The following is a 20,283-nucleotide window of genomic DNA, read 5'->3' as shown; positions in this document are numbered from 1 at the left end:
AGGCGACGCCGCCGAATCGATGCCCATCGGTGGGGTTGACGCTGGTCGATAGCACGGGCCCGTGACGAATCAAAGTGTCATACGGCGGCTTTTCGCACGGGCCTTTCGCGCTGCACCTCAATAGCGCGGATAGCCCGGCGGCGGCCCGTACTGGCGGATCGCCGCCACCACTTCGCGGTGCCTCCGCTCCTCCCGCTTCATATGGACCGCAATGAGCGCATGCGCCGACGGCACCAGCAGCAGGACATGGAAAAACAGCCCCAAAACCAGGCAAAAGACCAGCAGAACGAGGTTGAAAACCGCCGAAAAGGGCTGTCCGTTCAAAAGCAAACCCAGCGGCGGCAGCAGCGCTGCGAGGATGTAGATCATGGTTTTGATGGCTCCGGGCGCGAATTCGCGCCGCAGAGGATGTAGGGGGCCATGCAGGTTCCGCAATAGTCTCCGCGGCAACGGGATGATACAGGCCCCTCTCCTTTCCGCTTCTCGCCGCGGTTGAAGCCTAGATGAACAAAGAACGCGTGATCCCGCTCATCGTGGCCACCGCCCTGTTCATGGAGAACATGGACTCGACGGTGATTGCGACCTCGCTGCCGGCGATCGCCGCCGATATCGGCACAAGCCCGCTCACGCTCAAGCTCGCCATCACCTCCTACCTGTTGTCGCTCGCCGTGTTCATTCCGGCGAGCGGCTGGACCGCCGACCGTTTTGGCGCGCGTCTCGTGTTCGCGATCGCGGTCGGCGTTTTCATGATGGGCTCGATCGGCTGCGCGATCTCATCCTCCGTGACCGATTTCGTGATCGCGCGCATCCTGCAGGGCATGGGCGGTGCGATGATGACGCCGGTCGGCCGACTGGTGCTGCTGCGCTCGATCGACAAGAGCGCGCTGGTTAACGCGATGGCCTGGGTCACCGTGCCGGCGCTGATCGGCCCCGTCATCGGCCCGCCGCTCGGCGGCTTCATCACCACCTATTTCTCCTGGCACTGGATCTTCCTGATCAACATCCCTATTGGGCTGCTCGGCATCTTCATGGCGCTGCGCTTCATCGATCCCATCAAGAGCGAGGAGCTCGAGCGCTTCGATCTCTATGGGCTGGTGCTGGCAGGCATCGGGCTTGCGGGAATTGCGTTCGGGCTGTCGGTTGCCGGGCTCAACCTGCTGCCCTGGAGCGTCGTGATCTCGTTGATCGGGATCGGCACGATCTCGATGACGCTCTACATCATCCATGCACGGCGGACCGGCTCGCCGGTGCTCGATTTCTCGATGCTGCGGCTCTCGACCCTGCGGGCGAGCATTATCGGCGGATTCATGTTCCGCGTCGGCATCGGCGCCCTGCCGTTTCTCCTGCCGCTTCTGATGCAGGTCGGCTTCGGGCTGACACCGTTTCAATCCGGTCTCGTCACCTTCGCCTCCTCCGCAGGTGCGATGGGGATGAAAGCACTCGCCGCGAGGATCATCCGCACCTTCGGCTTTCGCAACATGATGACCGTCAATGCAGTTGTCAGCGCCTTCTTCCTGGCGGCCTGCGCTCTGTTCACGGTGACGACGCCGCTGCTGCTCATCATGATCATCCTTCTCGTCGGCGGCTTCTTCCGCTCGCTGCAATTCACCGCGATCAACACGGTGGCCTATGCCGAAGTCGAGCCGACCCAGATGAGCCGGGCCACCACGTTAGTGAGCGTCAACCAGCAATTGGCGGTCTCCGCGGGCGTTGCAGTCGGCGCATTCTCGGTGGAGACCACGATGTGGTTCCGGCATGTGAATGAGCTCAACGCCACGATCTTCGCGCCGGCGTTTGTCGTGGTCGCCGTCATTTCGGCCGCCTCCTCCTATTTCTTCTGGCAGATGCCCGGTGATGCCGGCCACGAGATCTCCGGCCGCAAGGTGGCGGCGATCTCCAGCCGCAAGCGTGCAGCGCTGGCGGCGGCATCGGCGCCGAGCGAAACGACGGAAGATGCACGCGATCAGCGGTTGGGGTGATCTCACCTGTCGAAGCATCAGGTACTCGCCAAGGGCGCAAATCACGGACATACTGCGCATCGGTAGCCGCAACAGCGGGCCCGACTATCGCGGCTGCTATCGGTGTCGCGGTGCTGTACCTCCTGCCCTGCTGACTCGCAGAAGTCGTTCTCCAACAATTGGCATGAGCTGCGCCTTACGGGTCTATCTTGGGCACCCTTCAGAATACGTTCATACGCCCCAGACTATCGGTTCCTCTTCGAGGAGCAATAATGACCAATCAGATCGTTTTCCGGGACGTCGCCAGGATCATTCTGCCGTTCAGCATCTTTATTGGTCTGTTCAGCCACGGTGCGACATCTGCCGCGGTCTTTGCTCTTGGGCTGATTTGCATCTGCTACGAGATCAAGCAACGGAAGCGGGCTTCGTACCTGAGCGAATTCGAAGGTGCTTAACGCCCGGCGCGATTGGAGCGAACGATTTCTCCCCACCGTCACGCCCGGGCTGTCCCGGGCATCCACGTCTTTCTTCCCCCAGGCTAGGACGTGGATGGCNGGGACAAGCCCGGCCATGACGACTGGAGAGACTGATCAAACTTCCGGCGCAGCCCTCGGGCCGCCCCGATACCCCGTTGCAAGCACATACCGCTCGGATGAATCCTGCCGGCTCGCCGCCGGCTTCACGTGCTTCACGCTCGAAAAATCGCGCTTCAACTGCGCCAAGAGCTCCGCATCGGCGCCGCTCTGAAACACTTTCGCCAGGAACGCTCCGCCCGGCTTGAGCACCTCGCTCGCAAACAGCGCGGCGGCTTCCACCAGGCCGACAATGCGCAATTGATCGGTCTTGCGGTGGCCGGTGGTGTTGGCCGCCATGTCGGACATGACGACGTCGGCGCGGCCTCCGAGCATCGCTAGCAGTTTTTCCGGCGCGCTCTCGTCGAGGAAATCGAGCTGCGCGAAATCGACGCCTGGTATCTCCCCCATCTCCAGGAGATCGATCGCGATCACCTTGCCCTTGGCCGGCGCACCGACGCGCTTGGCGGCGACCTGGCTCCAGCCGCCGGGTGCGGCGCCGAGATCCACCACGGTCATACCGGGCTTGAGCACGTGAAACTTGTCGTCGATCTCGATCAGCTTGTAGGCCGCGCGCGAGCGAAAGCCTTCCCGCTTGGCCTGAGCGACATAAGGGTCGTTGAGCTGCCGCTCCAACCAGAGTTTTGAGGACAGCTTTCGTTTGCCTTTGCTCTTAACCGTGACATGCAGCCGGCCGGTGGAGTCTTTTGTCATATGCTTGTCTACCGTCATTCCGGGGCGATGCGAAGCATCGAACCCGGAATCTCGCACCACAACCTCTAGATTCCGGGTTCAGCCCTGCAGGCTCCCCCGGAATGGCGGAAGGTGGGCCCCCAGGGTGACGTCAACGAAGCTAAATCAGAACGCTCGCAGCGCGCCGTCCTCGCGCATCATCTCGACCAGCATGCCCTCGCGTAGGCCGCGATCGGCGACCCGCAGCCGGGGCAGCGGAAAGGCGCTGCGAATCGCATCCAGGATGGCGCAACCCGCCAGCACCAGGTCGGCCCGATCGACGCTGATGCAATGATTGCTGGCGCGTTCCTGATAGCTCATCGCGAGCAGGCGGTCGACGGTGGTGGTGATCTCGGCCCCGTTCATCCAGATGCCGTCGACCCGCCTGCGATCGTAGCGCGCCAGGTTAAGATGAATGCCAGCGAGCGTGGTCACGGTACCGGAGGTCCCGAGCAGGTGCATGTCGCGGAGGTCGCGTCCGTGCTCCGCCGCAAAGGGCGCGACATGCCTCGCCACTTCCGCGACCATGCGCCGATACGACTCCCGCGTCACGTCCCGGCCGCCGAAATGCTCCGCCAGCGTGACGACGCCGAGCGGGATCGACATCCAGGCCTTGCTGCGCGGCTCGGAATTGGGCTCGCCCGGATCGCGCTCGATCCGCACCAGCTCGGTCGAGCCGCCCCCGATGTCGAACAGAATGGCGCCGCGGCCTCTGGGGTCAACCAGCGGCGAACAGCCGATCACCGCCAGCGCCGCCTCGGTCTCGCGGTCGATCACCTCGAGCGCTATGCCGGTCTCGGCGGCCACCCTGTCGCGAAAACGGTCCGCGTTCGAGGCCGCGCGGCAGGCCTCGGTGGCGATCAACCGCAGCCGTTTCGCTTTCCGCGCCTCGATCTTGTCGCGACAAATGGACAGCGCGGCGATGGCGCGCTCGATCGCGGCCTCGCTGATGCACCCCGTGGCGGAAATACCCTCGCCCAGGCGAATGATGCGCGAGAAGGAATCCACCACGCGAAAGCCGTCGTCGGACGGACAGGCGATCAGCAGGCGGCAGTTGTTGGTGCCGAGATCCAGCGCCGCGTAGACGCTGGTTCCCGAGGCGCGCGAAAGCTCCGGTGCCGTATCCACAGCAACAGGCCTTTGCAGCTCTTCGGCCAGCGCGGGGCCGTCGCGAAGCCGCGTGTCATCGTTCATTCAAAAAGTCTTTCCGCCGGCCTCGTCGACCGGCCCGGAATTTCTCATTCGGCTGAAACATTAGCAGTGCCAAGGGGGTGTGCAACAGGCCAATGGGACCATGTCCAAACGGGCGTTGTCCGGGAGGTATCGGTGCGATATTTGAGGAATGCCCCGCGAATTCGCGCAAATTAGGCATTTTCCCATGCAAGATCACACGCCCGCGTCCGCTCTGGAAACCGCTATCGCACTGCAAAAATTCGGTGTCGGCCAACCCGTCCGCCGCAAGGAGGACGATACGCTGGTGCGCGGCAAGGGCAAATACACCGACGATTTCAACCTGCCCGGCCAGGTGCATGCCTGGATCGTGCGTTCCACTCACGCCCACGGCATCATCAGGGGCATCGACGCCTCGGCCGCCAAGGCCATGCCCGGCGTGCTCGGCGTCTGGACGGGCGCCGATCTTGCCGCCGCCGGCTACGGCCCCTTCACTTGCGGCCTGCCGCTGAAGAATCGCGACGGCACGCCGCTCCTGCAGACCAACCGCACCGCGCTGATGACCGACAAGGTGCGTTTCGTCGGCGATCCCGTCGCGTTCGTGGTGGCGGAGACGGCAGCTCAGGCGCGCGACGCGGCCGAGGCGGTTGTCGTCGACATCGACCCGCTGCCCGCGGTTACCGACCCCGAGGAGGCGGCAAAGCCCGGCGCGCCACAGCTCTATGATCACATCCCCAACAATGTCGCGCTCGACTATCACTATGGCGATACCGACAAGATTGAGGCGGCCTTTGCCAAGGCCGCGCATATCGCCAAGCTCGATATGATCAACACCCGTGTCGCCGTGGTACCGATGGAGCCGCGCGCAGGTCTTGCTTCCTTCGACAAGAACAGCGGCCGCTACACGATCCAGGTGCCGACGCAAGGCGTGTCCGGCAACCGCAACATGCTCAAGACGCTGCTGAAGGTCGAGCCCGAGAAGGTTCATCTGCTGACCGCCAATGTCGGCGGCTCGTTCGGGATGAAGAACATCAACTATCCCGAATATATCTGCATCCTGCATGCCGCGAAGGAACTCGGTCGCCCCGTGAAATGGACCGACGAGCGCTCGACCAGCTTTCTGTCCGACAGCCAGGGCCGCGCACAGAAAATCCATGGCGAGCTCGCGCTCGACGCCGAAGGCCATTTCCTGGCGGTCAAATTGTCCGGCTATGGCAATCTCGGCGCCTACATCACGGGCGTCGCGCCAAGCCCGCTGTCGCTGAACACAGGCAAGAATCTCCCCAGCGTCTACCGCACGCCGCTGATTCAAATCGACATCAAAACGGTGCTGACCAACACGACCTTGATGGGCGCCTATCGCGGCGCCGGGCGGCCTGAGGCCAATTACTACATGGAGCGCCTGATCGACCGCGCCGCGGACGAAATGGGCATCAACCGTCTCACCTTGCGCAAGCGCAACTTCGTCAAATCGGCCCAGATGCCGTTCAATGCGGCTTCCGGCGTCACCTATGACAGCGGCGATTTCCAGGGCGTGTTCGAGAAGGCGCTGGAGCTTTCGGATTACGAGAACTTCCCCAAGCGCAAGCGCGAGAGCAAGAAGAACGGCAAGCTGCGCGGCATTGCCGTGGGCTCCTATCTCGAGGTCACGGCCCCTCCTGGCGTCGAGCTCGGCAAGATCATGTTCGAGGCCGACGGCACCGTGCGGCTGATCACCGGCACGCTCGACTACGGCCAGGGCCATGCCACGCCGTTCGCGCAGGTGCTGTCCGCCCAGCTCGGCGTGCCCTTCGAGAGCATCAAGCTCGAACAGGGCGACAGCGACATCGTGCACACCGGCAATGGCACCGGCGGTTCGCGCTCGATCACGGCAAGCGGCATGGCCATCGTCGAGGCCTCCAGGCTCGTGATTGAACAAGGCAAGCGCGCCGCTGCGCATTTGCTGGAGGCCTCCGAAGCGGACATCGAATTCGGCGACGGCCGCTTCACCATCGCGGGCACTGACCGCAGCATCGACATCATCGAGCTGTCAAAGCGCCTGCGCGAAGGCAAGATGCCGGAAGGCGTGCCCAACTCGCTCGATGTCGACCACACCACCGAGCCGGTGCCCTCGGCGTTCCCGAACGGCTGCCATGTCGCGGAAGTCGAGGTCGATCCGGACACCGGCGTGGTGCAAGTGGTCCGCTACACCGGCGTCAACGACTTCGGCACGGTCGTCAACCCGATGCTGGTCGAAGGTCAGCTCCACGGCGGCGTCGCGCAGGGCATCGGCCAGGCGCTGATGGAGCACGTGCAATATGACGAGAGCGGCCAGCCCGTCACCGGCTCGTTCATGGATTACGCCATGCCGCGCGCGGAGGACATTCCGTTCATGACGGTGGGCGACCATCCGGTGCCGGCCACGACCAATCCGCTGGGCACCAAGGGCTGCGGCGAAGCCGGCTGCGCCGGCAGCCTCTCCACCATCGTCAACGCGGTGGTCGATGCGCTCTCCGACTACGGCATCAAGCACATCGACATGCCGCTGACGAGCGAGCGCGTCTGGCGGGCGATTCAGGAGGCGAAAGCCAAGGCGGCGTGAGGATGCGAGGGACGGACGATCACTCCACGATCGTCATGGCTGGGCTCGTCCCGGCCATCCACGTGGCGCATCACGTGCGGAAAGACGCGGATGCCCGGGACAAGCCCGGGCATGACGAGCGGAAAGATTGGCGGCTGTAACTCTCTCATGCCGCGGCCTGCTCGCGCGGCTGGTAGATCGCAATGTGCCAGCAATGCGCCAGCGGCGTGGCGCCGTTGGCCACCACCAGCGCGTCGAGTTCGACGAAACGGTGGCCCTTCTTCTCATAATTGCCAGTCACCTTGGCCCGCGCGGTGATCTCATCGCCAGCCTTGCCGGCGGACAACAATTGCATGCGACTGCCGACATGAATCCAAGGCCCCAGAATGGCATTGTCGACCAGCACGCGGTTCATGATCTTCTGCAGCATGCCGGGATGGGCGAGGCTTTCGCGTAAGTAGATCGGATCGGTCTCCCTGATATCGGCGAGATAGTCCTTGGCGGCGTCGCCCGCCCAGCTCCGCGGCACCGTGCCGAGCCATTTGCCAAATTCGTATGAGCTCGCATTCACGGGCTTGCGCTCGGCGACCGCGGCAACCTCCTTGAAATCGGCCAGCGAAACCGCCGGCGCAGCGGCGGGCAAGGACGCACTGCCGGTCGCGCAGACTTCGCCGCGGCTTTCGACCTCGATGGACAACGCCCCGTCGCTCTCGATAGCCCTGAGGTCGACAGTTTCGCCGTCATAGACCGGCTTCACGAAGCGCGCTTCGATCAGGCCGCGCTCCAGAAACGCGCGGCCCCACTTCGCGACCGGCAGATGCATCATGTAGGCCATGACATCGACACCGGGCACGAGGCCACCCGAGAAGCCGAACCGGCGCGCGACCGTATCGTCATGCATCTTGTTTTCGGATTGTTTCGCGGTGTTGTAGGCCGACACGCGATAGCTTTGAAACGCGCTGCTCATGGCTCATTTCCCGTGATTGATGGGCCGCTCCGGGCCATCATGGTACGCCCGGGAACTGCGCTGGCAAGGCCCGCCTTTCGCTCGCCATTTATGCCGGGATGGAGTACCACCCGCGCAAATCACGCAAGACGGAACGGACGACCGAATTCATGGCCCCGCCGCTGATCCAGCTTAAGGACATCCGCCTCACCTTTGGCGGCACAGCGCTGCTCACCGGCGTCGAGCTCTCGGTGTCGCCGATGGAGCGCGTCTGCCTGATCGGCCGCAACGGCTCCGGCAAGTCGACGCTGCTGAAGATCATGGCAGGCCTGGTCGAGCCTGACAGCGGCACCCGCTTCGCGCAACCGGGGGCGACCATCCGCTACCTGCCGCAGGAGCCGGATTTCGGCGACCACACGACGACGCTGGCTTACGTCGAATCCGGCCTCGGTCCCGGCGATGACCACTATCCGGCGCGCTACCTCCTGGAGCAACTCGGACTCACCGGCGACGAAGATCCTGCCCATCTCTCCGGTGGCGAGGCGCGCCGCGCGGCACTGGCGCGGGTGCTCGCGCCCTCGCCCGACATTCTCCTGCTTGACGAGCCCACAAACCATCTCGATCTGCCGACGATCGAATGGCTGGAGGCCGAGCTCGAAAACCGCCGCGGCGCGCTGGTCCTGATCAGCCACGATCGTCGCTTCCTCACCAACCTCTCGCGCTCGACCGCCTGGCTCGACCGCGGCCAGGTCAGGCAGATCGACCGCGGCTTTGCCGCTTTCGAGGCCTGGCGCGACGAGGTGCTGGCGGAAGAGGAGCGCGAGCAGCACAAGCTCGAGCGCAGGATCGTCGATGAGGAGCACTGGTTGCGCTATGGCGTGTCCGGCCGGCGCAAGCGCAACGTCAAACGGCTCGCCAATCTGCACGCCCTGCGCGCGCAGCGGCGCAACTATCGCGGCGCCGCCGGCAACGCCAATCTCACCGCGGCGGAGGCGGACAAATCCGGCAAGCTGGTGATCGAGGCCAAGGCCATCAGCAAGGCCTATGACGATCGCAAGATCGTCGACAATTTCTCCATTCGCATCCAGCGCGGCGACCGCGTCGGCATTGTCGGGCCGAACGGCGCCGGCAAGACCACGCTTGTCAATCTTCTAACCGGCGCGATCGCGCCTGATAGCGGCAGCGTGCGGCTCGGGGTCAACCTGGAGATGGCCACGCTCGACCAGCACCGCGAAAGCCTCGATCCGAAATCGACGCTGGCCGAGGCGCTGACCGGCGGCCGCGGCGACCATGTGATGGTCGGCGGCAAGCCGAAGCACGTCGTCAGCTACATGAAGGACTTTCTGTTCGCGCAGGAGCAGATGCGCACGCCCTTAGAGGTGCTCTCCGGCGGCGAGCGCGGCCGGCTGATGCTGGCGCGCGCGCTGGCAAAGCCTTCCAATCTGCTGGTGCTGGACGAGCCGACCAATGATCTCGACCTGGAAACCCTCGACGTCCTCGAAGACATGCTCGGCGACTACGAGGGCACGGTGATCCTGATCAGCCACGACCGCGATTTCCTCGATCGCGTGGTGACCTCGGTGATCGTCCCCGAAGGCGGCGGCAAGTGGGTCGAATATGCCGGCGGCTATAGCGACATGCTCGCCCAGCGCGGCGCGGACTTAAAGCGCGAGGACGCGAAGGAGCAGGCGACAGAAGAGAAAAGGGAGACGAAGGCTGCATCCCCGGCCGCACCGGCGCCGAAGCGCCGATTGAGCTTCAACGAAAAGCACGCCCTGGAGACGCTTCCGAAGACGATCACAAAATTGCAGGCCGAGATCGCCAAGCAGCAGAAGCTCCTCGACGATCCCAATCTCTACCAGAAAGACCGCAAGACCTTCGACGAAGCTTCCACCGCGATCGCGACCGCGCAAGCGGAGCTGACTGCGGCCGAGGATCGCTGGCTGGAGCTCGAATTGTTACGCGAAGAAATTGAACAGGCTTAACCAATGACAACTCCCCTCGCCGCAAAAATCGCCCGCGAATACGGCACGCCCTGCGCCGTCATTGATATGGATAAGGTCGAGCGCAACATCGCGCGGATCCAGGCGGCCTGCGATGCAGCCGGCGTCGCCAACCGGCCGCATATCAAGACGCACAAGAATCCCACACTCGCCAAGATGCAGATTGCGGCGGGCGCGAAAGGCATCACCTGCCAGAAGCTGGGTGAAGCCGAGGTGATGGCGGAGGCCGGTATCGACGACATCCTGATCAGTTACAATCTGATCGGCGAGGAGAAGATGGCGCGCCTCGGCGCCCTGCAGGCGAAGGCCAATATGACCGTTGCCGCCGACAATCCTGTGGTCATCGCCGGCTTGCCGCAAGCCGCCGAAATATCCGGGCGTCCCTTGTCGGTCGTGGTCGAATGCGACACCGGGCGTAAGCGCGCCGGCGTCGAAACGCCGGCGGAAGCGATTGCGCTCGCGCGCCACATCGCCGCGTCAAAGGGGCTGAGATTTGCCGGCTTCATGCTCTATCCCACCGAAACCGGCTGGCCGGAGGCGCAGAAGTTTTTCGACCAGGCCCTCGCTGGTGTGCGGGAACACGGGCTCGATGCCTCGATCGTCTCGACGGGCGGTACGCCGAACCTGAAAAACCTCGGCAGCCTCAAGGGCGCGACCGAACACCGCTTCGGCACCTATATCTATAACGACCGCATGCAGGTCGCTGCCGGTGTTGCAACCTGGGACGATTGCGCGCTGAACATCTATTCGACGGTGGTGAGCCGCGCCGCGCCGGAGCGCGGCATTCTCGACGCCGGCTCCAAGACGCTGACCTCCGACTCGGGCGGCCTCGAGGGTTATGGTCTGATCCTCGAACATCCCGAAGCCAGGATCGCGCGCTTTGCCGAGGAGCACGGCTTTCTCGATCTCTCTCGCAGCAATACCCGCCCCAATGTCGGCGACGTCGTACGGATCGTGCCGAACCACGTGTGCGTCGTCGTCAACATGATGGATGAGGTCGTCATGGTGCGCGGCGAGGAGATCTTGGGCACGCTGCCGGTTGCCGCGCGCGGCAAGCTGCGGTAACGCGCCGCGTTATCGCGACGAGGCCAGCAATCTCGGCTGGAGTTGACCCAATGCGTCACGCGGATGTACCCGATGACAGGCTCCGCGAAACCCATCACCCCGTCGCACTCGTTCGGCTTTCGCCGCGCTACACTACCTCGGATTCTCAGCACCTAGCAGTCTGGCATTCCCGGCGGTCGTGCCGACGCATTGGCGTTAGCGCTGGTCCCTGAAGAAGCGCCGGTACCAGAAGACCCCGAAGCAGAAGTGCTGGAGCTTGGCCCCTGCGATGTGGCCGATCCGACCGTGCTGTTTCCAGATGGCCCGGTTGCATTGGTGCCGCTTCTGTCGCGGACCACATTGCTGCTCACGTCCCAACACTGGTTCGTAGCCGTGCCGGTCGCAGTTGAACCCGTCCCAGTTCCTTGCGCGTTTGCGAAGCTGCAAACGCCCAGGAACGCGATGCCGCATGCTGCCGCGAGATAAACGTTGCTCATCTGCATTCCCTCCTCTTTGCACGCCGGCCTAGTTGCCGACGACCGTCAATGCCGCCGGTCTGTCAACGTTCCCCCCTTCCGACAGGACAGGTTCGCTGTCTCGGTGGTGCGATGTGAGCGGCAGGATCCTTCAGCGCAGATCGATACGATGAGGTAGAGTTAACCGGTCGGGCGGACGCACGCCGATGACAGGCTCCGCGAAATCCATCACCGTGCCACCATCATTCAGTGCATTTTGCTGCACAAGCCACCTTACGGGCAGGCTGCGACAGAAAGCCGCTGGTCGACGCTCCCCAAGGTGCGAGTCGCGAACTATCAAGCGCATGCGCGGCCGCTGCCCACGAATGGCTCGCGATGTTCATTCGCGCTTAGAGAGATTCAATTCCGGCAGATGTTCTCTTCATCCGCAGCGGCTGCTAGAGGCGCCGTCGCGAATGTTGTTGCCTGACTTGGAAGTGAATCGAAGTGACGATCAATGTCGATTGTCGTTGTCTGCGGACAGGAGATGATCAAAATCGAACCGGAAAGTGTCACGCGCACCTTCTCATCGGGGCCGTCATCCTTCTTGCCGATGTTTCCCTTTCCAACACGAACGCAGGTGCCCAATCGAGTGTGCCCCTGCCATCTGTGACGGTCGATGCACCGGCACAAAGGCGGAAGCCGGCGACGGCGACCGCGTCGTCAGTTCGGTGGACCCAAGCGGCGGCAGCGCATCGACAGGATCGAAACGCCACGCCCGCTCAACCACGCCGTCTGAGCGCGCCGCCGCTGCAGCGGCAGCGCTGTCTGAAGCCAAGCTCGGCTATCGTGCTACGCCCAGCGCGACCACTCTGCGCAGCGGCGCATCGCCACTCGACACCTCGCAGGTCGTCAACGTCGTGCCCGAGCAGGTGCTGAAGGATCAGTTGCCGCGCAACCTCGACGACGCGCTCGTCAATGTCAGCGGCATCACCCAGACCAACACGCTCGCCGGCACCCAGGACGCCGTCATCCGGCGCGGCTTCGGCGACAATCGCGACGGCTCGATCATGCGCAACGGCATGCCGCTGGTTCAGGGCCGCAGCCTCAATGCCACAGTCGAAAGCGTCGAGGTCCTGAAAGGCCCAGCGTCGCTGCTGTACGGGATCATGGACCCCGGCGGCATCGTGAACACGATCAGCAAGCGCCCCGAGCTCTATCAGCACGGCTCGATCACGCTGCTCGGCTCGACCTACGGCAACAAGAACGGCGCCGACGCGACGTTCGACATCACCGGCCCGATCGGCCAGGATGGTCTCGCCTACCGCTTCATCGCCTATGGCGTCAACGAGGACTACTGGCGCAATTTCGGGCGCCACCGCGAAACGCTGATCGCCCCGTCGCTCGCGTGGTATGGCGAGACCACCACGGTCCAGCTCAACTATGAGCATCGCGACTTTCTCTATCCGTTCGACCGCGGCACCGCCTTCGACGCGGCGACGAAAGCGCCGCTTGCGATTCCCGCGACGCGCAGGCTCGACGAGCCCTTCAATAACATGTGGGGCACTTCCGACCTGATGCAGGCTTCCGTCGAGCAGCGGCTCAACGAGGAGTGGAAGGTTTTTGCGGCCTACAGCTACGATACCGAAACCTTCAGCGCCAATCAGCTCCGCATCACCTCGGTCGATGCCAAGACTGGCATCGAAAAGCGCAGCGATGACGGAACGCAAGGTTCGCTCAGCAATGTCAGTTATGGCACGTCCTACCTGCAAGGCGGCTTCTGGCTGGGCGGTCTGCGGAACGACTTGCTGTTCGGCGGCGACGCCCAATATCGCACGATCTACCGCAAGGACATGATCCGGCAGGCGACGCCCAACTTCAATTTCTACAATCCAGCCTACGAATTGGTCCAGCCGGGCACGACAGTCTCGGCCAGCGACAGCGACCAGACCGACAAGCTCGGCCAGCAATCCCTGTTTTTTCAGGACACGCTGCACCTGACCAACCGCCTCGCGCTCGTCGGCGGCGTGCGTTACATGCAGTTCGATCAACTGGCCGGAAAAGGACGGCCGTTCGTCACCAACACCGATCTGAGCGGAGACAAGGTGCTCCCGCTTGGCGGGGCCATTCTCAAGCTCACCGAACAGCTTTCGCTCTACGCAAGCTATATGCAGTCGGCGAAGCCGTCCTCGACCATCGCGCCGCTCACGGGCGGGATCGTCATCGGCTCCAACATCCCGCCCGAAGAAGGCACGCAATGGGAGACGGGCATCAAGTTCGATCTCGATCGGCCCGGCGACGCAAGCAACACGTTCGTGCTGCCGGCCTATACCGTCGCGGACGTCTTTGCGACCTACGAGACAAAATACGAAAACCTGCCCGTCATCTACCAGTTGAACGTCCACAACCTGTTCGACACCGTCTACTATCCGTCGGCCGTGAACATCTTGAACGTCGCGATCGGTGATGCGCGGCGCGTGTCGCTCTCGGCGACGGTGAAGTTTTGAGCGCGCCGCACATGCTTTCATTCATGAACATGCGCGCAATCAAACCGGCGCTGTTGCAGGTTCATTCGATCATCGGCCTTGCATTCTCGCTGGTGCTGGCCCTGATGGGGATCACCGGCGCGACAATGAGCTTCGAAGATGAAATCGAGGCCTATTTGAATGCCGGGCTAATGCGGGTTGAGGCTCGCCCGACTCCGAGGCTGACACCCGATGAGCTGATCGCACGACTGCGGGCGGCTGGCGGCGTTGGGAAAGTTTCGGCGGTGACGCTGTCGAGCAATCTCGCCGTGGCGGCGCGCGTTCGGTTTGTTCGCAGCGAGGACAGCTCGCGGCCATCCTCGGTCTATGTCGATCCCTACGATGCGCACGTGCTGGGCAAACCTCGCGGCGAGGACTTCTTCGTCACTATCCGCAAACTCCATCGCTGGCTGCTATTGCCCGGCGACGGCAATGGTTATGGCCGAACGATCACAGGAATCACAACCGTCTGCCTGGTCGTGCTCCTGATCTCAGGCCTCGTGCTACGATGGCCCCCTCGCGCCGGCAGCGTGAAGATGTGGCTGAAGCCCAATCTGATGTTGCGCGGCCGGGGCCTGCACAGGTCGCTGCATGCTGTCGTCGGCACCTGGGTATTGCCGATCTATTTGGTGATCGCCTCCACGGGCCTCTGGTATTCATTCGAATGGTATCGCAACGGCGCCACTTGGCTGCTGTCGCGTCCGACCGCTGCGATGACGCAACCAAAACCGCCGCGCGGCACCGGCACAGCCGATGGCAGAGCGATCGCACTCGATCGTGCATGGTCCACCTTCTTGCACGAACAGGGCAGCCGCTTTGCAACCGCCCAGCTCACACTGCCGGCCGGCGCCGGGACGATCGTGCGCATCCGGTCCTGGGTGCAGGGCGTGTCGCATGAGGGCGCGCGCGACGAATTTCGCGTAGATGCCGTTACCGGCCAGATCCTATCGTCCGAGATCTACGCGGACAAAACCATCGGCGAGCGGATCCTTTCGAGCGTGCTCGACATTCACCGCGGCAGCATTCTTGGCTGGCCGGGCAAGCTCCTGTTCATGCTGGCGGCGGGCCTGATGCCGCTGTTCATGATCACGGGCATTCTGTTGTATCTGTCGCGCCGGAAGCTCAAGCGAGTCTCGCGGCAGCCACTCAGGAGCCTGGTTCCAGGTGAATGAGAAGCGCCGCGCGCCGTCGCACGCCGGCGGGGTGCATCAGGACTGTGCGGGTCGGTCGCGCTCCCCCTTGATCGCACCGGTGAAGAAGTCGATGAGTCCGAGCGGCGCGCGGTCGTCGAGGCAGAGCGCCAGTACCCGGTGCGACTCTGCGGCGGCCGTCTGACTGCGAGGGAACATCGCTTCTTCGTAGGCGGCGAGCGCCGCTTCGACGTCATCGGGGCGCGCGGCGATCGCCTTCCCGAGTTCGGCGCCGTCGAGCATCGCCAGGTTCGCGCCCTCGCCCGCTGGCGGCGCCAGGTGCGCGGCGTCACCAAGCAGCGTCACCCCAGGCACGCGGTCCCATCGATGCCCGTTCGGAAGAGCGTGAAGCACGCGCGGGACCGGCGGGGTGTCGCCGTCGGTGATCAGCGCGGTGAGCGCCGGCGCCCACCCGTCGAACTCGGCCGCAATCCGGGCCGTCGCGGTGCTGGCGTCGGTGAAATCGATGCCCGCAATCCACTCGGCGGGACGGTTCAGCGCGATGTATGCGTGGAGGACGCTCCCTGGCTCGCGATGCGCGAAGATCCCCTTTCCCGGGGCGGGCGCGAACATTGCGCCGCCGCCGACCGCTTCGGCCGCCGCGGGGTGCCGTGCGTCGGCGTCGTACAAGTAAGTCTCGATGAACGTCGTGCCGACATACTCGGGCTTGGCGCCCGACAGCAGCGGCCGGACTTTCGACCAGGCGCCGTCGGCCCCGACGAGGAGTTCGGTGCTCACAGTGGAGCCGTCCGCGAATGTCAGCTCATGTCGGCCGTCGCCGAGCGCCGCGACACCGGTGAGCCTCTTCCCCCACAGCACCGTCTCGGCAGGCAGGGAATCGAGGAGAATGCGCCGCAGATCGCCCCGACGCACCTCGGGCCGTCCGCCTTTGCCGTCGTCGGGCTCCTCAAGGAACACCTTCCCGTGCCGGTCGAGCACCCGCGAGGCTTGGCCACCTTCGTGGATCAAGCCGAGGAACGCGTCGAACAGACCTGCCGCCTTGAGCGCGAACTGGCCGTCGTCCTCGTGGATATCGAGCATCCCGCCCTGCGTGCGGGCGTCCGCCGAGGGCTCCGCCTCGTAGATCGTCGCGGGGATGCCGTGAATATGGAGGACGCGTGCGAGGGTGAGGCCGCCAAGGCCCGCACCGACAATCGTGATGGGCATCGTCATCTGGTGCCTTTCGGAAGTGGACTGGCAGAAGTGGACTGGAACGGCGTTCCATAGTTGGCGGTATTGGAACAGCGTTCCATCCATGTCAAGATACAGTTCATGGCGACCAAGACTCAAACCAAGACTCCACGGACCGAACGGCGCATGGACGCGCTCTCAAAGGAGCGGATCGTCGAGGCCGCGATAAAGATCCTCGACACCGACGGCGAGAGCGCCCTGACCTTCCGCGCACTCGCGGCTCGTCTGGCGACAGGGAGCGGGGCGATCTACTGGCATGTCGCCGACAAGAGCGAGCTGCTCGCGGCCGCGACCGACGAGGTCGTCGCCCGTGTCATGACTGGGGTCGTGAGTGGCGCGGAGCCGCGGGAGGCAATCCGCGCCATCGCCCTTGGTGTGTTCGACGCGATCGATGCGCACCCCTGGGCGGGCGCCCAGCTCTTCCGAGAGCCGTGGCGGCCCGCAATGCTACAGATCCTCGAGGGCATCGGCGGGCGGCTCCGGGCGCTTGGTGTCCCAGAACGCGCGCAGTTCGACGCCGCGTCTGCGCTCGTGAACTACGTCCTCGGCGTCGCCGGACAGAACGCCGCGAATGCCCGCCTCGTCCCGCCTGGGACGGATCGGGCGACGTTTCTCGGGGCCGTGGCCGCACGGTGGGCGCAGCTCGACCCCTCAGAGTACTCCTTTGTGCGTCAGGTGGCGACGCAGCTACGCGAGCACGACGACCGCGAGCAATTCCTTGCAGGCATCGACCTGATCCTGGCCGGCATCGGAACCCTTCGAGAGGATGCCCGGTGATGCGTCAAACGCTAGGCCACGTTGGGAATTGATCAGCGTGAATCACACTTGAACCATCTTGGAAATTCCCACAGGCCTCAGCGCACGATCCGCGCTGGCGTATCGCACTCAATCCTCTTCAGCCACCGCAGCGCGCCCTCGCCAGCAGCGACGCCGGTGGCAAAACAGGCCTGCAACAGATAGCCGCCGGTCGGCGCCTCCCAATCCAGCATTTCGCCCGCGGCGAAGACGCCGGGCAAGCGGCGGACCATGAAATCCGTATCGAGTTCATCAAGCGCTATGCCGCCCGCACTCGAAATCGCGCGCGCGATCGGCGCCACGCCGGTCAGCCTGATCGGTACCACGTTGATCAGCGCGGCAAGCTTCTCCGGAGACAGCGAGGACAGGGAAACACCGGAAGCGATCGCCGCTTCCTGCAGCAGCCCGATTGCGACGGGCGATAGCTGGACAGACTTGCGGAGAAAATTCGACAGCGATTGCTTTCCCCGAGGCGCCGCCAGCCGCTTTGCAAGTTCGCTCTGCTCGAGATCGGGACGCAAGGCAACCTGCAGCATCGCCGCGCCATTGCTTTCGATTGCAGTACGTAAGTCCGCCGCAAGCGCATAGATTGCGCCGCCCTCCAGCCCGTTACGCGTCACGATCGCTTCGCCTCGGACGCTTTCCGAGCCGAACGACAACGCAGCGCCCTTGAGCGGCTGTCCCTCAAAACGGGTGCGAAAGAGATCCGACCAGTCAACCTTGAAGCCGCAATTGGCCGGCTTGAATGGCGCAATCGTGACGCCCTTTGTTGCGAGGATCTCGGCCCACGCGGCATCCGCGCCGAGCCGGGGCCAGCTCGCCCCGCCGAGCGCCAGCACGGTGGCGCGCGCCTGTACGAGCCTTTCTCCGTCGGGAGCGCGAAACAGCAAGCGGCCCTCGGCGTCCCATCCGGCCCAGCGATGACGAAACCCAAAGCGCACGCCCGCGGCATCGAGCCGCCGCAGCCAGGCGCGCAGCAAAGGAGAGGCTTTGAATGCTTCGGGAAACACCCGCCCGCTGGAGCCGACAAAGGTCGGCTGGCCGAGCGCCTCGCTCCATTCGCGCAAGCGTTCCGGCGGAAACGCCGCGATCGCAGCTTCCAGCTTCGGCCTTGCCTCGCGATAGCGTGCCAGAAACTGCGGCAACGGCTCGCTGTGGGTGAGATTGAGCCCGCCCCGGCCGGCCATCAGAAGCTTGCGCCCCGCAGACGGCATAGCGTCGAACACCGTGACGCCGGCGCCGCCCTGCGCCAGCACCTCGGCCGCAATCAGCCCGGCGGGGCCGGCACCGATGATGGCGACGTCGCTTGTGGTAGAAGACATCATGCACCGTGCAGAGCCACAAAGGGTCCTCATGCCCGGGCTTGTCCCGCCTGCGGGCCGAAGCCCCCTCGGCGAGGCGAAGGGCCGGGCATCCACGCCTTCCCTCCAGTGGCCTTTCGTGGATGGCCGGGTCAAGCCCGGCGATGACGGCGGAGAATGTGGCCGCGTCCGAGCAGTTAAAGCTTGATCCCCAGCCGTGCCGCGGCTTGTGCCACGTATTTCTGCGTCTGCTGGAAGGCTCCCTCCAGCGCCCTGGCCTTCGACATGTCGGCGATCTCGGCAAAGTGCGCGGCGACCGCATCCGGCGTCCATTCCGATTCCGACAGGTTGATGCCTTCGCTTTCCAAGATCTTGATCACCGCGAACGAGCCGGCGCCCGCGCCCATGATGGTGCGGGTCGGCGCGTCTTCGCTCAGCAGATATTCCACCGCCGGCGTGATTGCTTCCGGCTTCATGAGCTGCAGCGCCTGCGGCGGAAGCAGTTCTTCCGTCATGCGGGTTGCCGCGGTCGGCGAGATCGTGTTGACGCGGACGTTGTACTTGCGCCCCTCTTCGGCGAGCACGTTCATCAGGCCGACCATGCCGGATTTCGCCGCGCCATAATTCGCCTGGCCGAAATTGCCGTAGAGGCCGGAGGACGAGGTGGTCAGCACGATGCGCCCGTAATTGCGCTCGCGCATGCCCTCCCACACCGCCTTGCAGCAGTAGAAGGTGCCGACCAGATGCACGTCGAGCACCTTGGAAAAATCGGCCGCTTCCATCTTGGTAAAGGACTTGTCACGCAGGATGCCGGCATTGGCGCAGAGCAGATCGACCCGGCCCCACTCCTTGGTCGCGCAGTCGACCATCGCCTTGACCTGTTCGAAATTGGAGACGTCGGCGCCGTCGGCCATCGCCATACCGCCGGCCTTCTTGATTTCCTCGACCACGGCTTGCGCCGGCGTGAGCGAGCCGCCGGTGCCGTCGCGCGCGCCGCCGAAATCGTTGACCACGACCTTGGCGCCGCGGCTGGCGAGCCCCAACGCGTGCGCCCGACCAAGACCATTGCCCGCGCCGGTCACGATGGCCACGCGTCCGTCAAACCTGATTGTCATGAGTGCAATTCCCGGATGTTCGTTTTTCGTCATGCCCGGCGCCTGTCCGCGATCCGATCAGGGATGACCCGGGCATCCATCAAAAATCTAGAAGTCCTTTGAGCAATGATGGATTGCCGGGTCAAGCCCGGCAATGACCGCAGAGCTAGCTGAAATAAATGAGACCGATCCAGTCGGCGACCAGCGCGGGCCTGTCCTCGCCCTCGATCTCGACCGTGACATTGGTGCGGGACTGCAGCTCCTTGGGCTTGCGCAGCTTGGCCTCGGCGAGCGTGAATCGCCCGCGCACGCGCGAGCCCGCGCGCACCGGCGAGATGAAGCGCAGCTTGTCAAAGCCGTAATTGACGCCCATCGTCGTGCCTTCGATCACGGGCATCACCTCATAGGACATGATGCTCATCAGCGACATCGTGAGAAAGCCATGGGCGATCGTGGTGCCAAACGCCGTTTCGCGTTTCGCCCGCTCCGGATCGACATGGATGAATTGGTGATCCTCGATCACATCGGCATAGAGGTTGATACGGCTTTGATCGATCAGATGCCATGAGGACACGCCGATCTCACGGCCGACCATGTTCCGATATGCTTCCAGGGAGATCGGCGGCTTCTTCCAGACTTCGTTCATTCTCTGCTATTTTCTCTCTATTGGCGCATGATCTCAGCGCAAACGCTTCGCGTTTGTCGCGAGGAAAACCGGTGTCCACTTTGCGCTGATGCGACCCTCCG

16 protein-coding genes and 1 pseudogene are annotated in these 20,283 nt (G+C 64.0%); 8 read left to right on the top strand and 9 right to left on the bottom strand.

Features of this window, described 5'->3' with window-relative positions; genetic code table 11:
* Positions 1-117: 117 nt before the first annotated feature.
* Positions 118-369 carry a hypothetical protein gene (locus tag F758_RS0121670; RefSeq protein WP_024509844.1) on the bottom strand — a complete coding sequence of 84 codons (252 nt, stop codon included), beginning with the start codon at positions 367-369 and terminating at the stop codon, positions 118-120.
* Positions 370-503: 134 nt separating this feature from the next.
* On the opposite strand from F758_RS0121670, the gene F758_RS0121665 reads away from it, so the two are divergent.
* Both F758_RS0121665 and F758_RS0121660 read left to right on the top strand, forming a co-directional pair.
* A complete protein-coding gene (locus F758_RS0121665; protein ID WP_024509843.1) occupies positions 504-1,979 on the top strand; it encodes a DHA2 family efflux MFS transporter permease subunit in 1,476 nt (491 codons plus the stop codon).
* Positions 1,980-2,230: 251 nt separating this feature from the next.
* The gene (locus F758_RS0121660) at positions 2,231-2,413 is read left to right on the top strand and encodes a hypothetical protein (RefSeq protein WP_024509842.1); all 183 of its coding nucleotides are present in this window, start codon (positions 2,231-2,233) and stop codon (positions 2,411-2,413) included.
* Positions 2,414-2,548: 135 nt separating this feature from the next.
* On the opposite strand, the gene F758_RS0121655 is transcribed toward F758_RS0121660, so the two are convergent.
* Together F758_RS0121655 and F758_RS0121650 are read right to left on the bottom strand one after the other, a co-directional pair.
* Positions 2,549-3,244, bottom strand: coding sequence for an RlmE family RNA methyltransferase (locus F758_RS0121655; protein ID WP_024509841.1), 696 nt, complete (start codon positions 3,242-3,244; stop codon positions 2,549-2,551).
* A gap of 144 nt (positions 3,245-3,388) precedes the next feature.
* Positions 3,389-4,456, bottom strand: coding sequence for a Ppx/GppA phosphatase family protein (locus F758_RS0121650; protein ID WP_024509840.1), 1,068 nt, complete (start codon positions 4,454-4,456; stop codon positions 3,389-3,391).
* Between the two features lie 184 nt (positions 4,457-4,640).
* Between F758_RS0121650 and F758_RS0121645 the strand changes: the two genes are divergently transcribed.
* The gene (locus F758_RS0121645) at positions 4,641-7,013 is read left to right on the top strand and encodes a xanthine dehydrogenase family protein molybdopterin-binding subunit (protein WP_024509839.1); all 2,373 of its coding nucleotides are present in this window, start codon (positions 4,641-4,643) and stop codon (positions 7,011-7,013) included.
* Between the two features lie 145 nt (positions 7,014-7,158).
* Here F758_RS0121645 and F758_RS0121635 read toward each other — a convergent pair whose 3' ends face one another.
* Positions 7,159-7,959, bottom strand: a complete 801-nt coding sequence (locus F758_RS0121635) for a hotdog family protein (protein ID WP_024509838.1) — start codon at positions 7,957-7,959, stop codon at positions 7,159-7,161.
* 149 nt (positions 7,960-8,108) lie between these two features.
* Here F758_RS0121635 and F758_RS0121630 point away from each other — a divergent pair, with 149 nt between their 5' ends.
* Together F758_RS0121630 and F758_RS0121625 are read left to right on the top strand one after the other, a co-directional pair.
* Positions 8,109-9,923, top strand: a complete 1,815-nt coding sequence (locus F758_RS0121630; RefSeq protein ID WP_024509837.1) for an ABC-F family ATP-binding cassette domain-containing protein — start codon at positions 8,109-8,111, stop codon at positions 9,921-9,923.
* 3 nt (positions 9,924-9,926) lie between these two features.
* A complete protein-coding gene (locus F758_RS0121625; protein ID WP_024509836.1) occupies positions 9,927-11,006 on the top strand; it encodes a D-TA family PLP-dependent enzyme in 1,080 nt (359 codons plus the stop codon).
* 854 nt (positions 11,007-11,860) lie between these two features.
* Here the strand turns inward: F758_RS0121625 and F758_RS51945 are convergent.
* Positions 11,861-12,088: a hypothetical protein gene (locus F758_RS51945; RefSeq protein ID WP_245286552.1), complete on the bottom strand. Its 228-nt coding sequence runs from the start codon at positions 12,086-12,088 to the stop codon at positions 11,861-11,863.
* On the opposite strand from F758_RS51945, the pseudogene F758_RS44290 reads away from it, so the two are divergent.
* A pseudogene (locus F758_RS44290) lies at positions 12,029-13,947 on the top strand (TonB-dependent siderophore receptor). The gene F758_RS51945 and the pseudogene F758_RS44290 sit on opposite strands and share 60 nt — an antisense overlap.
* 23 nt (positions 13,948-13,970) lie before the next feature.
* The gene (locus F758_RS0121610) at positions 13,971-15,137 is read left to right on the top strand and encodes a PepSY-associated TM helix domain-containing protein (RefSeq protein WP_024509834.1); all 1,167 of its coding nucleotides are present in this window, start codon (positions 13,971-13,973) and stop codon (positions 15,135-15,137) included.
* 36 nt (positions 15,138-15,173) lie between these two features.
* Here F758_RS0121610 and F758_RS0121605 read toward each other — a convergent pair whose 3' ends face one another.
* Positions 15,174-16,328, bottom strand: a complete 1,155-nt coding sequence (locus F758_RS0121605; RefSeq protein WP_024509833.1) for an FAD-dependent oxidoreductase — start codon at positions 16,326-16,328, stop codon at positions 15,174-15,176.
* 99 nt (positions 16,329-16,427) lie between these two features.
* On the opposite strand from F758_RS0121605, the gene F758_RS0121600 reads away from it, so the two are divergent.
* On the top strand, positions 16,428-17,123 hold the full coding sequence (locus F758_RS0121600; protein WP_024509832.1) for a TetR/AcrR family transcriptional regulator: 696 nt from the start codon (positions 16,428-16,430) through the stop codon (positions 17,121-17,123).
* Between the two features lie 77 nt (positions 17,124-17,200).
* Here F758_RS0121600 and F758_RS0121595 read toward each other — a convergent pair whose 3' ends face one another.
* The 3 genes from F758_RS0121595 to F758_RS0121585 form a co-directional block, all read right to left on the bottom strand.
* Positions 17,201-18,466, bottom strand: a complete 1,266-nt coding sequence (locus F758_RS0121595) for a BaiN/RdsA family NAD(P)/FAD-dependent oxidoreductase (protein ID WP_502689167.1) — start codon at positions 18,464-18,466, stop codon at positions 17,201-17,203.
* A 173-nt stretch (positions 18,467-18,639) separates the two neighbouring features.
* Positions 18,640-19,557 (bottom strand): SDR family NAD(P)-dependent oxidoreductase, encoded by a 918-nt coding sequence (locus F758_RS0121590; RefSeq protein WP_024509830.1) that lies wholly within the window; start codon positions 19,555-19,557, stop codon positions 18,640-18,642.
* 145 nt (positions 19,558-19,702) lie between these two features.
* The gene (locus tag F758_RS0121585) at positions 19,703-20,182 is read right to left on the bottom strand and encodes a MaoC family dehydratase (protein ID WP_024509829.1); all 480 of its coding nucleotides are present in this window, start codon (positions 20,180-20,182) and stop codon (positions 19,703-19,705) included.
* Positions 20,183-20,283: the final 101 nt, after the last annotated feature.

The sequence above is a fragment of the Bradyrhizobium sp. ARR65 genome, assembly GCF_000472385.1.
In the GTDB taxonomy this organism is placed as follows: Bacteria; Pseudomonadota; Alphaproteobacteria; order Rhizobiales; family Xanthobacteraceae; genus Bradyrhizobium.
This window is presented reverse-complemented; position numbering and strand designations above follow the sequence as displayed.